This is a genomic window from Pseudomonas sp. NFR09 (assembly GCF_900111535.1).
Lineage (GTDB): Bacteria > Pseudomonadota > Gammaproteobacteria > Pseudomonadales > Pseudomonadaceae > Aquipseudomonas > Aquipseudomonas extremorientalis.
In genome coordinates this window covers 30457-43124 of record NZ_FOIH01000013.1, presented here as the reverse complement: position 1 = coordinate 43124, position 12668 = coordinate 30457, and the positions used below count along the sequence as shown (strand labels likewise).

General features: G+C 60.7%; 14 protein-coding genes. 6 read left to right on the top strand and 8 right to left on the bottom strand.

What is annotated here, in order from left to right; all coding sequences use genetic code 11:
* Position 1 precedes the first annotated feature (1 nt).
* The 6 genes from BMX59_RS25280 to BMX59_RS25255 are packed head-to-tail and all read right to left on the bottom strand — an operon-like array spanning position 2 to position 5327.
* A complete protein-coding gene (locus tag BMX59_RS25280) occupies positions 2-772 on the bottom strand; it encodes a class I SAM-dependent methyltransferase (RefSeq protein WP_071489708.1) in 771 nt (256 codons plus the stop codon).
* A gap of 7 nt (positions 773-779) precedes the next feature.
* Positions 780-1916, bottom strand: a complete 1137-nt coding sequence (locus BMX59_RS25275; protein WP_093127101.1) for an SDR family oxidoreductase — start codon at positions 1914-1916, stop codon at positions 780-782.
* Positions 1913-2638, bottom strand: a complete 726-nt coding sequence (locus tag BMX59_RS25270; RefSeq protein ID WP_093127098.1) for an SDR family NAD(P)-dependent oxidoreductase — start codon at positions 2636-2638, stop codon at positions 1913-1915. Before BMX59_RS25270 ends, BMX59_RS25275 begins: the two co-directional genes overlap by 4 nt.
* A gap of 10 nt (positions 2639-2648) precedes the next feature.
* Positions 2649-3377, bottom strand: coding sequence for a sulfotransferase-like domain-containing protein (locus BMX59_RS25265; RefSeq protein ID WP_093127094.1), 729 nt, complete (start codon positions 3375-3377; stop codon positions 2649-2651).
* On the bottom strand, positions 3374-4597 hold the full coding sequence (locus tag BMX59_RS25260) for a transaldolase family protein (protein ID WP_093127089.1): 1224 nt from the start codon (positions 4595-4597) through the stop codon (positions 3374-3376). Before BMX59_RS25260 ends, BMX59_RS25265 begins: the two co-directional genes overlap by 4 nt.
* Before the next feature lie 25 nt (positions 4598-4622).
* Complete coding sequence (locus BMX59_RS25255; RefSeq protein WP_093127086.1) at positions 4623-5327, bottom strand: HAD family hydrolase; 705 nt, start codon at positions 5325-5327, stop codon at positions 4623-4625.
* A 253-nt stretch (positions 5328-5580) separates the two neighbouring features.
* Between BMX59_RS25255 and BMX59_RS25250 the strand changes: the two genes are divergently transcribed.
* From BMX59_RS25250 to BMX59_RS25230, 5 genes are all read left to right on the top strand, one after another.
* Positions 5581-6381 (top strand): glucose 1-dehydrogenase, encoded by an 801-nt coding sequence (locus BMX59_RS25250; RefSeq protein ID WP_093127083.1) that lies wholly within the window; start codon positions 5581-5583, stop codon positions 6379-6381.
* Positions 6374-8200, top strand: coding sequence for a glycoside hydrolase family 15 protein (locus BMX59_RS25245; RefSeq protein ID WP_093127079.1), 1827 nt, complete (start codon positions 6374-6376; stop codon positions 8198-8200). The genes BMX59_RS25250 and BMX59_RS25245 overlap by 8 nt, the downstream gene beginning before the upstream one ends.
* Positions 8201-8249: 49 nt before the next feature.
* The gene (locus tag BMX59_RS25240) at positions 8250-8723 is read left to right on the top strand and encodes a cysteine hydrolase family protein (protein WP_092249565.1); all 474 of its coding nucleotides are present in this window, start codon (positions 8250-8252) and stop codon (positions 8721-8723) included.
* The gene (locus BMX59_RS25235) at positions 8720-9280 is read left to right on the top strand and encodes a GNAT family N-acetyltransferase (protein WP_092249563.1); all 561 of its coding nucleotides are present in this window, start codon (positions 8720-8722) and stop codon (positions 9278-9280) included. The genes BMX59_RS25240 and BMX59_RS25235 overlap by 4 nt, the downstream gene beginning before the upstream one ends.
* Before the next feature lie 78 nt (positions 9281-9358).
* The gene (locus tag BMX59_RS25230; RefSeq protein WP_092249560.1) at positions 9359-10273 is read left to right on the top strand and encodes an alpha/beta fold hydrolase; all 915 of its coding nucleotides are present in this window, start codon (positions 9359-9361) and stop codon (positions 10271-10273) included.
* Here the strand turns inward: BMX59_RS25230 and BMX59_RS25225 are convergent.
* Positions 10207-11211 (bottom strand): GlxA family transcriptional regulator, encoded by a 1005-nt coding sequence (locus BMX59_RS25225; RefSeq protein ID WP_093127071.1) that lies wholly within the window; start codon positions 11209-11211, stop codon positions 10207-10209. The genes BMX59_RS25230 and BMX59_RS25225 overlap by 67 nt on opposite strands.
* Before the next feature lie 90 nt (positions 11212-11301).
* Between BMX59_RS25225 and inhA the strand changes: the two genes are divergently transcribed.
* Complete coding sequence (gene inhA, locus BMX59_RS25220) at positions 11302-11982, top strand: isonitrile hydratase (RefSeq protein ID WP_092249555.1); 681 nt, start codon at positions 11302-11304, stop codon at positions 11980-11982.
* Between the two features lie 56 nt (positions 11983-12038).
* On the opposite strand, the gene BMX59_RS25215 is transcribed toward inhA, so the two are convergent.
* Positions 12039-12668, bottom strand: coding sequence for a LysE family translocator (locus BMX59_RS25215; RefSeq protein ID WP_093127066.1), 630 nt, complete (start codon positions 12666-12668; stop codon positions 12039-12041).

Below are 12668 nucleotides of genomic sequence, written 5' to 3'. Positions count from 1 at the left end.
CCTATTCGGCGCGCGCAGTGTGGATGACAAAATCACAATCCATCATGTCGTAGTCACGCTCGAAATCACCGTAGCTTTCATGGTCGGTAAATCCGGACTTGAGCACTTCCCCCTTCAATTCCCCCGGCAACAGGGGGTAAACCTGCAGCCTGTACTGCTGCGCATCATCGAAGGAATAGATGAACTCACACAGGCGTTCATCGACTTGGCCCAAGCTCACCGAAGCGTTCGTACCGCAGTAATAGTAATGACCGCTGGCTTTGAACTTACCGGCACGGATGGCGAAGAAATTGCGCTGATCCACAATCAGCAACCCGCCCGGCTTGAGCAAGGCCCTGAATTTAGCCAGCACCCTCAATCGATCATGGGCTTCAAACACATGGCACAGCGAACTGCCCAGGCACACCACGGCGTCGAATTGCCCTAGTTCCTGTGGATCCAGTGAATGCCAGTCGCGGTAATGGGACTGGATATCCAGGCCATGTTTGCGAAAGTTCGCCCGCGCCTTGGTCAACATGGTGCTGCTGCCATCGGTGGCGACCACGTCAAATCCGGCCTGCTTGAGCTGGACGGCATGAAAACCACTGCCCGTCGAGACGTCGATCACCGACTGCACGCCGTGGCTTCGCAACAGGTTTTCAAAGAACCCGCCCTCCCCCGCCTTACGCTTCTCCCAATCGATCAACTCATCCCAACGTTCGACAAATTCCGTCGAGTACTGCGCGGAGTAACTGGCCACGTCGTTGTGCTTGTTTCTGGTCATCTGATTCATGACATACCTACCAGGTCGAATTCTTGAAGGACAGGTACTTGCTCGCCAACTCACGGGCAAACTCGGCGGACTGTTCGATGGACATGCTGTGCTTGGAGTAGCCCAGCATCGATTGCATGACGGCCATGCACTGCGGGTTGTACGTGACGGAACCATCGCAATGGATTTCGTCGATGCCGTCCTGGCTCTGGCAGATGCTGTTGATGCGCACCGCCTCATCCCGTGGGCAGGCCTCGGAGAACTGCACCTCGATCCGCCCCTCATGCAGCCGCACCGGATAGCCACCCGGAAGCCCAAGTGGGCCAGGCGCATGCACCCACGCCGGCGTGGTTGAAAACAGCCCTTCGATAACCGTGACGGCGGAGCACGCGGTCAGGAATTGCCCATCCACCCCGCCCAGGCGACGGAACTCGGATTTGACCGTAGAAAAAATCGCCTCGGCCGGCAGGCGGGCCACCTGCGGGCGGTCGCGCACTTCATACAGCAGGCGGTAGCTGGCACGCGGTGGCAGGCCGCCGCGCGGCACGTAGTGGCTGAAGTAGTGCTGGGCATACAACTGCACCTGCACATCGGCGGGCGAACATTCGAGCAACCGCGCAATGGAAAGACGCACGGCGGGAATCAGGTTGGCCACGTTCCCCACACCGATATCGGGTGCCAGGCCGACGCGAGCCAGGATCGGGTTGACCGCATCGGGGAACGCCGCGTTGACGGTTTTGGCCGAGATGCCGGAAGCCTTCACCGCCTGCATCAGGCAGTGCATCAACGTCAGGTGCATGGGCAGCCATGGCCCGAACTGGGCCTGGTCGAGCTTTTCGAACGACAGCTTGGGCAACCCGGTAATCACCCGCCACGACTGCAGCGACGCGCAGTTCACCAGGATATCCGGGGCTTCTTCACGCAGCAGCTGCGTCACCCGGCCGATGTCCGTGAGGTCAGCAATCACCGGCCTGATAGCAATGAATTGCCCCAGTTGCGCGCACGACAGCGCCACCAGGTTGCACAGCCGGATCGTCGCCTCTTCATTGCGCCCCAACACCACAAACTCGAACGCGTTTTTCGGCCCGAGAATCTTGAGGATCTGCAGGCACAGGTTGCCGGCGCCCACCAGCAGCAGTTTTTTCTTGCGCATCGAATGACTCACCGTGGGTAGGCTCCGTTGTCGACCGAAATCACCCTGCCGGTGCTGTGACGCAGGGCATCGCCGACCAGCAGCAAGATGACCTCGGCCACGCCGCCAGGCTGGATCGGATCCTTGAGGACTTCCTGGCGTGCGTACTCGGCGCGGCGGTATTCGGGGATGGTGTCGTAGATGGCGGTGTCATGGATCAGCGCCGGGGACACCGCGTTTACCCGTACGAACGGCGCAAAGTTCCACGCGTTGGCCTTGGTCAGGCCGATCACCGCCGCCTTGGTGGCGCCGTAGAGGGCATCGCAGCTGCCCACTTCACCGGCCACCGAAGCAATGTTGACGATGCTGCGCGGGGCTTCGTGGGTCATTTCCCGTTCGGCGAAGTCCTTGGACAGATACACCAGTGCCTTGAGATTGACGGTGAGGATCTCGTCGATCTGCTCATCGGAATAGGCGTAGACACTTTTACCGTGATAAAGCCCGGCGTTATTGACCAAGCCATAAACGGTTGCATGACGCTTATACAGTTCAGGAATAAAACCCTTGATAACCGCCATATCGGAAAAGTCGGCGATATGCGCTTCAAATACTTCAGCACCGTAAAGCCGCTGCAACACGTTGAGGCCTTCGGCATCCTTGTCGGCGCCGATAACGAAGTAACCCTGTTGAATCGCCATTTCCACCGTGGCCCGACCAATGCCATTGGCCGCCCCGGTAACAATCAACTTCTTCATACAACCATCCTTATTGGCAAAATTCGTTCATGCGCGCGTAGAAAGTCCGATGGTATTCATACATCGCTTTTAACTTCGGGTATTGGTCGAAGGCTTTCATATCGATGTGGTGGTTATCCGGCGTCACAATGCGCTCACTGTTTTCCGCCGCAGCATGCCAACGACGCCAGGTTTTCCATTGTTGCGGACACTCTCGCTTCCACGTCATGGCATGCGGCAGAAACTCAATGCCCAAGTAATCACACAACTTACGAATCACCCGTTCCGGTTCAGCGGCCAGATCATCGGCGTTAATCACATAAGGCACTTTGCCCGTGAGTTTTGTGACCACGCAAAAGATCTCGTACAGCGCTTTATGCCCAATGGCCTGCAACGGCATATCCGGGTGCACCCGATGATGGGAAATAATGCTGCTGGCCGGCTCGCGGATAAGAAAGATATTGTCCTGTTGCGCGAGAAACTCACTGTCAACTTTCAAATTATCCAGACAGTGGTAACACATGTCTTTATGAAATACGTTTGTGCGCTCACGGGCGATCAACAGATGCTGTTTTATACCCTGGTACGTCGTGGGCAAACTGTGATCCCACTCATCCGACGGGATCGCCGAGTCCTCGGAAAACGCCATGTGCGCAAAGGGCTCATGGAAAACCTCAAAATCGCCCCTCTCGATAAACACACGTTCCAGCACGGTGGAGCGCGAACGTGGGTGGGCCCACAACCCGATCATCCGGTTCATGCGACCACCCCGAATTCAGCGGCCAGCAGTGCGTTGAGCGCGCGCTTGAAAGGCTTGGTCACCGGGCAAAGCCGCACGCAGTAATCGGTCAGGCGTCGGTGCGCGCTGTTGGCTTCGTTGCAGGCGTTGATAAACGCCTCATGGTTGCCAAAGTCATACGGCTCGATGCTGTCGACAAAGTAGGCTTCGTAGAAATACGGGATACGGATCAGCTTGGCGAAGGTCGACGCGGGCGGTTTCTGTGGTTTCAAGGCGGGCACTACCGGTTTGCCGTGGCTTTCGCGCTCGATGAGGAACTCCACCACATCCGGCGTCAGCGTGTAGCAGGTTGCCGCATGCCCGGTCTTTTCCAGGTGCCAGCAATGCTTGTTGCCTCGCTCGTCCACATCGACTTTGATACTGGACAGCAAGGTTTTGACCGGCACGCTCGCGGCCGCCACCAACGCCTGGACCTGCTCGTAGATCATCAGCTCGGCCCAGCGCAGCTCCTCGGCGCTGAATGCCAGGCCACGCTCTGCGGCCTGCAGCGTGAGTTCGGGCTGACAGGCGAAACGCCCGATCATGAAGGTGATCACGTACTTGCAGTGGGCAGTGTCGATACCGTTGCTGCGCGCGGTCGCCATGCCCCGCTCGATGGCCTGGATGCCGGCCTGGAACTGCGCAACCGTGAAGCAGAAGGTGATATTGATCGACGCGCCCTGGGCGGCCAGTTGCTCGACGGTCAACAACCCCTCCAGGCTGCCCGGCACCTTGACCATCACATTCGGTGCGAGGCGATGCAGTTCCAGGCCCCTGACGGTCATGCGCTCGGTGCAGCGCACATCCACCGGGTCGACCTGGGCGGAAATCCAGCCTTCGACCTGTGCCGATTGAACCCACAACGGCTGGAGCGCCGACGCCCCCTCAACGATGACCTCGTTGTACAACTGCTTGTGCAATTCGCTGGGAGTCAGGCTCGCCAGGTTGAAGCGCGACGACCAGTACTCGCGTTTTTCAAGGATAACGGCGGTCACCAGCCGGGGATTGGTGGTCACGCTGCACAAGCCCCGGGACTGGGAGAAATCGTCTGGCATCAACGCATCTATATAAGCTGCGGCGGCCGGGTACTTATCCAGCAGGTGCTGTTTGTAAGGCAGGTAAACGGCAGGCGAAGAATCCCACCATAGCTGTGAAGATTGATCGTTGCGTTTAAGTCTTTCCAGGTAACCCAGTGTGTTCACAACGCCTCCTCCCTGAGTAATAAGATCAATTAAAAATCGCCAGTACTTCACGCATGTCGGCGATCGGTAATGCGCCGGCAGCCGCCAACTGTGCACGCCGGTGCGGTGGACCAAAACCCAAAACCCTTATATTGGCAGCGACGGCCGCCTGAATACCCGTAACACTGTCTTCAATAACCAGCGCATCAGTAACGGCAATATCGTAAGTGTCACAAGCCGTCAAAAACACCAACGGATCTGGCTTCCAGCGACCCAGTTCATAACAACTGAATATTCGCCCTTCGAAATAAGAAAACAGACCGGCAGTACGCAAGCAGTGTTCTATCTTGCTACGGGGTGCGCTGGAGGCAACGCAATACGGGACCCGCAAACTGTCCAGCACTTCAACAATCCCATCCGTCGCTTTTAAATCAAGCGTCAAGGCATCCAGCGCGCACTGACGAAAGTGTTGCTCAAACTCATTGTCCAAATGAATATCTAAAATACATTCAGCTTCCCGCAAACACTCCGCAATTCTGCGTCCGCGGAAGTGTTCGATAAAACGTGTCACATCAAGTGTCGCACTGCCAGGTGCACGTGCATTTAGCATGGAGATCAACACAGACAGGGTGATCTCTTCACTTTGGACGAGTACACCGTCGCAATCGAAGATCACTAACTTAGGCATGCCAACTAAGGCAGCGGTTTTTCCCTGAACTGGTAGTTCCCCTATATCGGCCGAAAGGCACATAGATACCTCTTGTAAGTGGCCCCGCGATGACTTCCGAACTACCAACGGAGCGGGTTGAGGTGTGCCTATAAGACACGGGCACAAAAAGCCTGTCAAACGCTTTTAAGCGGTTTTTTAGTATCTTATGGTTATTTTTTATAGTTCTGTTATTCCATTTTCCACCATGGTTGTAGTCGCTAAATTCACACGGCTGAACTTCCCTTGCGCACCGTCAGTCAGCTACTTGAACTCACGAAATAAAGGTCGGTGAGCAATGCGTATCTCGTTGGAGCAACAAGTGGCGCTGGTAACCGGCGCCAGTTCCGGAATCGGCGCCGGCGCGGCCAAGGCTCTGGCACAAGCCGGAGCGGCCGTGGTGCTGAATTACAACAGCCAGGCTGCCCCGGCCGAGGCATTGGCCAGGCAGATCAACGCCGAGGGTGGCCGGGCGATTGCCATCGGCGCCAACGTCTCTATAGAAGAAGAGGTAGAACAGCTGTTTGCCCAGGCCCTCGATGCCTTCGGCCACCTGGACATCCTGGTGGCCAACTCCGGCCTGCAGAAGGACGCCAACCTGGTGGACATGAGCCTGGACGACTGGAATACGGTGATTGGCGTCAACCTCACCGGCCAGTTCCTGTGTGCCCGGGCGGCCGTGCGCATTTTCAACCGCCAGGGCGTGCGCGAGGGTGTGTCGCGGGCAGCCGGCAAAATCATCCACATGAGCTCGGTGCACCAGCTGATCCCCTGGGCCGGGCATGTGAACTACGCAGCGTCCAAGGGCGGCGTGGAAATGCTGATGCGCACCCTCGCCCAGGAAGTCAGCGAACAGCGCATCCGCATCAATGGCATTGCGCCGGGAGCGATCCGTACGGCGATCAATCGTGCGGCCACTGAAGGCGCCGCAGAGAAGGAACTGCTGAAGCTGATTCCCTATGGACGGGTCGGCGATGTGGAAGACGTGGCCAACGCCGTGGTGTGGCTGGCCAGTGATGCGTCCGACTACGTCGTGGGCAGCACACTCTTTATTGATGGCGGCATGAGCCTGTATCCGGAGTTCCGTGGCAATGGTTGATTTGAAGAACGAGCAACAAAGCCCCATCGATGCCCACGGCATCATCGGCGACATGCGTAGCGCGGCACTGGTGAACGACAAAGGCAGCATCGACTTCTTCTGCTGGCCGGAATTCGACAGCCCGTCGATCTTCTGCTCGCTGCTGGACAGCCCCGATGCCGGCATCTTCCAGCTCACCCCGGACCTGCCCAACGCGCGCCGTGAGCAGATCTACCTGCCCGACACCAACGTGCTGCAAACCCGCTGGCTCAGCGACGACGCCGTGGTAGAGATCACCGACCTGCTGGCCATCAGCGAAGAGATCGACGACCTGCCACTGCTGATACGCCGGGTGCGGGTGGTCAGCGGCACGGCCGAGATTCATCTGCGCTGCGCCGTGCGGCATGACTATGCGCGCACGCCCACACACGCGACCGTCGACAACGGCACCGTATGCTTCAGTGCCGACGGCCAGCCCGGCCTGCGCCTGTCCGGCAGCCATCCGCTGCAGATCCAGGACGGCGCTGCCGTAGCCCGCTTCACCCTGGACCAGGACGAAGGTGCCGAGTTCGTCCTCGGCGGCCAGGACGACGAACGCGTAGACAGCGGTTGCACCGACCTGGCCCTGGCCCACACCTTGAAATTCTGGCGCGGCTGGATCGCGCAATCGAACTACCGTGGGCGCTGGCGCGAAATGGTCAACCGCTCGGCCCTGGCCCTCAAGCTGCTGACGTCGCGCAAACATGGCGCGATCATCGCCGCCGCCACCTTCGGCCTGCCGGAAAGCCCCGGCGGAGAGCGCAACTGGGACTATCGCTACACCTGGATCCGCGATGCGTCGTTCACCGTCTACGCCTTCATGCGCCTGGGTTTTGTCGACGAGGCCAACGCCTATATGCGCTGGCTCAAGGGCCGCGTCAGTGACTGCTGCGGCCAGCCGACCAAGATCAATATCCTGTACGGCATCGACGGTCGCCAGGAGCTGCCGGAAGCCGAGTTGGAGCACTTCAAAGGCCATGGCGGCGCGAAGCCGGTGCGCATCGGCAACGGCGCGTTCGACCAGATCCAGCTGGACATCTATGGCGAGCTGATGGACGCGGTGTACCTGGTCAACAAGTACGGCGAAGCCATCTCCCACGAGGGCTGGAAGCACACAGTGGAAGTCGCCGACCAGGTCTGCGAAATCTGGAATACCGAGGATGTGGGTATCTGGGAGATGCGCGGCGAACAGCACCACTTCCTGCACTCGCGGCTGATGTGCTGGGTGGCGCTGGACCGTGCCATCCGCCTGGCATCCAAGCGCTCGCTGCCGGCGCCGTTCGCGCGCTGGGACCAGACCCGCCAGGCGATCTACGCGGATATCTGGAGCAACTTCTGGAACGAGGAACGCGGGCATTTCGTGCAGCATATCGGCAGCACGGCGCTGGACGGTTCGATGCTGCTGATGCCGTTGGTGCGCTTTGTCGCGGCGACCGATCCGCGCTGGCTCTCGACCCTGGAAGCGATCCAGAAAAGCCTGGTGCGCGACGGCATGGTCTACCGCTACCGCAACGACGACAGCCAGATCGACGGCCTGCAAGGCACCGAAGGCGCGTTTGCGGCCTGCTCGTTCTGGTACGTCGAATGCCTGGCCCGCGCCGGCCAGGTGGAAAAGGCCCACCTGGAGTTCGAACAACTGCTGCGCTACGCCAACCCCCTGGGGCTGTACGCCGAAGAGTTCGACAACCAGGCCCGGCACCTGGGCAATACGCCCCAGGCCTTGAGCCACTTGGCGTTGATCAGCGCGGCGACGTTCCTGGACCGCAAGCTCAGCGGGGAGAAAACCACCTGGCAACCCTGAAATAGCCTGTGCACAATGGGCAGCCCTCCAGGCCACGGACAGGAACACCATGCGCCAGGTATTGCTGATCATCGATGTGCAACCCTCGTTCAACCCTCCCGCGTGGCTGGTGGACGGCATCAATGCCCTGCTGGGCCGCATGCCGTCAATCGCCACCGTGGAGCGTCACGACGAGAGCATTACCCCCTTCGCCCGTCAACTCGGCTGGCAACCGGCGCCGGATGACCAAAGCCTGATTGCGGCGGATCGTATCTTCATCAAGCACGGCTACGCGCCAACGCCCGAGACGGTTGCCTACCTGAAAAACATGGGGCCCGAGCGCGTGCTGGTGTGCGGCATCCAGACCGACACCTGCGTGCTGGCGGCGGGGTTTGCGTTGTTTGATGCCGGGTTGCAGCCGACGTTGATCAGCGATCTGACGATAGGCTCGTCGCTGGACAGGTCCGGGCAGTTGGGGGTGGACTTGTGGCGGCATCACTTTGGGCACGTGGTTGATCGAGACCAGGTCGCTGCCACCTTATGACCCCCTTTCCTACCCTGCACACTCAACGCCTGCAACTGCGGGAGCTGGTGCCCCAGGATGCCCCAGCGCTGTTCGCCATCTACCGTGATACCGACAGCATGCGCTGGTTCGGCGCAGACCCGATGGCCAATATTGCCCAGGCAAAGCGCCTGGTCGAGACCTTTGCCCAATGGCGTACCCAACCGAATCCCGGGACTCGCTGGGGGCTTGAGTTCGAGGGCCGATTGATCGGCAGTTGTGGCTTGTTCAAGTGGAACCAGGGATGGAACAGTTGCTCGCTGGCCTGTGAGCTAGCACCGCAATTCCGAGGCCAGGGTCTGATGAGCGAAGCGCTACGCACCGCGCTGGAATGGGGTTTCAGGCAGATGTATCTGCAGCGGGTGGAAGCGCTGGTTCATCCACATAATCACGCGTCCCGCGCGTTGCTGGAGCGTCTTGGCTTCAAAGCCGAAGGAAAAATGCGAGAAGCCGGATTCTGGAACGGCCAGCGACATGATCTTGAAGTGCTGGGGCTGCTGGCGCGGGAATGGCCGTATCGATCCAGACTGGACAAGTAAGCCCGCGGTCCCAAAAACCACCTCTTCCCGTCACACCTTTCGGCTAGAGTTCCAGCATCTCTGGCCATTTGGTGAACCATGACCATGACCCCCCCACGGCTCCACGTACGCACTTCAATGCTCGATATGGCCTATGAAGCCCACGGCCCCATCGACGGCCAACCGGTGATCCTGCTGCACGGTTTTCCCTACGACCCACGTGCCTATGACGCGATCGCCCCGGTACTGGCCGGGCATGGCTGCCGTGTGCTGGTGCCGTACCTGCGCGGTTACGGCCCGACACGGTTTATCAATGCGCAGGTAATGCGTTCAGGGCAGCAGGCGGCGCTGGCCAAGGACCTGCTGGACTTCATGGATGCGCTGGCGATCCCGCAGGCCACGCTGGCCGGGTACGACTGGGGCGGGCGCGCCGCGTGTATCGTCGCAGCGCTGTGGCCCGAGCGCGTGCATGGGTTGGTGACCGGGGATGGCTACAACATCCAGGACATCGCCCAGTCGCTGAAGCCCAGGGCACCTGTGACGGAACATCGCTTGTGGTACCAGTACTACTTTCATACCCCGCGCGGTGTGGACGGCTTGACCGCCAACCGTGGCGAACTGTGCAAGCTGTTGTGGTCGCTGTGGTCGCCGTCCTGGGCCGAGGGGCCGGGGCTGTATGCGCAGACGGCAGCTTCGTTTGATAACCCGGATTTTGTCGAGGTGGTGATTCACTCCTACCGCCACCGCTTCATGTACGCACCTGGCGACCCGGCGCTGGAAGCCATCGAGCAGGCACTGGCGTTGCAGCCCGCGATCTCGGTGCCGAGCATTTCATTGTGCGGTGCCGATGATGGCGTGGGTCCGCCGCCTGAAGTGGATGACGACGTGGAGCATTTCAGCGGGTTTTACCAGCGCCGGGTGTTGCCAGGCGTGGGTCACAACATCCCTCAGGAAGCGCCGCAGGCCACACTGGACGCGGTGTTGGAATTGCTCGGCGAAAAACGTTCACGATAAGCCTGAGGCGTCACCGACAAGGCGCGCAGAAAGCTGCGACGCAGGGTTTCCTCGCAACCGAACCCACATTGCACCGCAATGCGTTTGACCGACGCCGTGCTATCGGCCAATTGCCGACGCGCGGTTTCGACGCGGATGAGCTCGACGGCACGCGCCGGGGTCTGGCCGGTTTCGGCGCGGTAGTGCCGTACAAAGCTACGCTCGCTCATGCCGGCCTGGGCGGCCAGGGTCGAAATATTCAAATCCAGGGTGAGGTGTTCGGCTATCCAGGCGTGCAGTTCGGCGAAGCGGCTGTCATCTTTTTGCAGGGACAGCGTCACGCTGAATTGCGACTGGCCACCGGGGCGCTTGAGAAACACCACCAGGTGCCGCGCCACTTCCAGGGCCACGGCGCGGCCCAGATCCTCCTCCACCAGCGCCAGGCACAGGTCGATACCGGCGGTGACACCGGCGGAGGTCCAGACGGCGCCCTGCTGGATGAAGATCGGGTTGGACTCCACCGTCAGCGCAGGGAACTTGCGCGCCAACTCTTCACAACGGGTCCAGTGGGTGGCGACGCGGCAGCCGTCGAGCAGACCGCTGGCGGCCAACAGGAAAGCGCCGGTGCACACCGAGGTCATGCGCCGGGTATATCTGGCTTTCGCACGCACCCAGTCCACCAGCGCCGGGTCTTCGGCGGCGCCGTACACGCCCCAGCCGCCGGCAATCACCAGCGTATCGCACGGCGCATCGACAGCGGGCAGCGTCTCGGCGACCAGCGCCAGACCGGCGGAGGTCATCACCGGCTGCGATTGCGCGGCGATCACCGATACCGCGTAAGGCAAAGGTTCGCCGCGCTGGCGCGCCAGGTCATTGGTGGAGGCGAACACCTGCAGCGGGCCGGTGACGTCGAGCACCTGGGCGTTATCGAAAGCGAGTACATGGACGATTCGAGGCATGATTGGCGTGATTCGTGGGCTTAATGGCGCATCCGCCAAAGCCTAGGCCTCTAGAGTGAAGCCGTCCACCCCTTTATCGGAGCTTCATTCATGACCTTGCAGATCGGCTTTCTGTTGTTCCCCGGCATCCAGCAACTGGACCTTACCGGCCCCTACGACGTGCTCGGTTCCCTGCCGGACGTGAAGTTGCACCTGGTGTGGAAAGACCTGGCCCCCGTCACCTCCAGCACCGGCCTGGTGTTCACCCCGACCATGGCCTATGCCGACTGCCCGCCCTTGGATGTGATCTGCGTGCCCGGCGGTTCCGGCGTCGGCGCGTTGATGGAAGACCCGCAGACCCTGGATTTCCTCAAGGCCCAGGCACAAACCGCACGCTACGTGACCTCGGTGTGTACCGGCTCGCTGGTGCTCGGTGCGGCGGGTTTACTGCGCGGGCGCAAGGCGACAACACACTGGGCCTACCACGACCTGCTCGCCCCGCTCGGCGCCATTCCTGTGCAAGAGCGCGTGGTACGCGATGGCAACCTGCTGACCGGTGGCGGCATCACTGCCGGGATCGACTTCGCCCTGACCCTCGCGGCGGAGTTGTACAGCGAAGCAGCGGCGCAGTTGGTGCAACTGCAGATTGAATACGCGCCGGCACCGCCGTTCGATGCCGGTCGCCCGGACACCGCCCCCAGGCATGTGCTGGACGAGGCCAACAAGCGCACCGCCGAATCGCGCAGGGTACGCGGGGAGATCGTCGCACGGGCAGCTGCTCGGTTGGGTTGATACGCTTTCTCTGTGGCGAGCGGGCTTGCCACAAAAAGCTGACCCAACACGTTTAGTCAGGCCGGACGCGACATCACCGCCAGGCGCACCGCCAGCACTGTCAGCACCGTCGCCAGGCCCCACTTCTGCAACCAGGCGCCTTTCGAGCGCCTGGCGAAGAACCGGCTCAGCGCCCCGCCAGACATGCCCAGCAGCAGATGAAACACGCCCGCAATCAGGGTCAACACGCCCCCCAGCACCATCAACTGCACAGCGATGGACCCCGCCTCGGGCCTCACGAACTGTGGCAGGAACACCACAAAAAACAGCAGCGTCTTAGGGTTGAGCAAACTGTTGAGCATGGCTTGCAGGAACACCCGGCCCAGCGGCACCCGGCTGACGGGGCCAGCATCCACCCCAGGTTTTTTCTGCAAGGTCTTGAACACCAGCCACAGCAGGTAGATCACACCCGCATACCGGATCACGTCAAAGGATGGCGGCCAACTGGCAACCAGCGCCGTCACCCCGGTGGCGGTCAAGGCGGTCAGCAGCACGTCGGCCACGCCAATGCCCAGGGCAGACGCCATCCCGCCGCGCCAGCCGTGGGTCACGCCGTGGCTGATCACAAAGGCCATGTTCGGCCCAGGGGACAACAGCAACAGCAGCACAGCACCGGAAAAAACCGCCAGGGTCGCCAGGTCGATCAT

Coding starts and splice junctions, on each gene's coding strand:
- BMX59_RS25280 (WP_071489708.1), bottom strand. CDS start 772: ATGAATCAGATGACCAGAAACAAGCACAACGACGTGGCCAGTTACTCC.
- BMX59_RS25270 (WP_093127098.1), bottom strand. CDS start 2,638: ATGAAGAAGTTGATTGTTACCGGGGCGGCCAATGGCATTGGTCGGGCC.
- BMX59_RS25265 (WP_093127094.1), bottom strand. CDS start 3,377: ATGAACCGGATGATCGGGTTGTGGGCCCACCCACGTTCGCGCTCCACC.
- BMX59_RS25255 (WP_093127086.1), bottom strand. CDS start 5,327: ATGTGCCTTTCGGCCGATATAGGGGAACTACCAGTTCAGGGAAAAACC.
- BMX59_RS25250 (WP_093127083.1), top strand. CDS start 5,581: ATGCGTATCTCGTTGGAGCAACAAGTGGCGCTGGTAACCGGCGCCAGT.
- BMX59_RS25245 (WP_093127079.1), top strand. CDS start 6,374: ATGGTTGATTTGAAGAACGAGCAACAAAGCCCCATCGATGCCCACGGC.
- BMX59_RS25240 (WP_092249565.1), top strand. CDS start 8,250: ATGCGCCAGGTATTGCTGATCATCGATGTGCAACCCTCGTTCAACCCT.
- BMX59_RS25235 (WP_092249563.1), top strand. CDS start 8,720: ATGACCCCCTTTCCTACCCTGCACACTCAACGCCTGCAACTGCGGGAG.
- BMX59_RS25230 (WP_092249560.1), top strand. CDS start 9,359: ATGACCATGACCCCCCCACGGCTCCACGTACGCACTTCAATGCTCGAT.
- BMX59_RS25225 (WP_093127071.1), bottom strand. CDS start 11,211: ATGCCTCGAATCGTCCATGTACTCGCTTTCGATAACGCCCAGGTGCTC.
- inhA (WP_092249555.1), top strand. CDS start 11,302: ATGACCTTGCAGATCGGCTTTCTGTTGTTCCCCGGCATCCAGCAACTG.
- BMX59_RS25215 (WP_093127066.1), bottom strand. CDS start 12,668: ATGATCGACCTGGCGACCCTGGCGGTTTTTTCCGGTGCTGTGCTGCTG.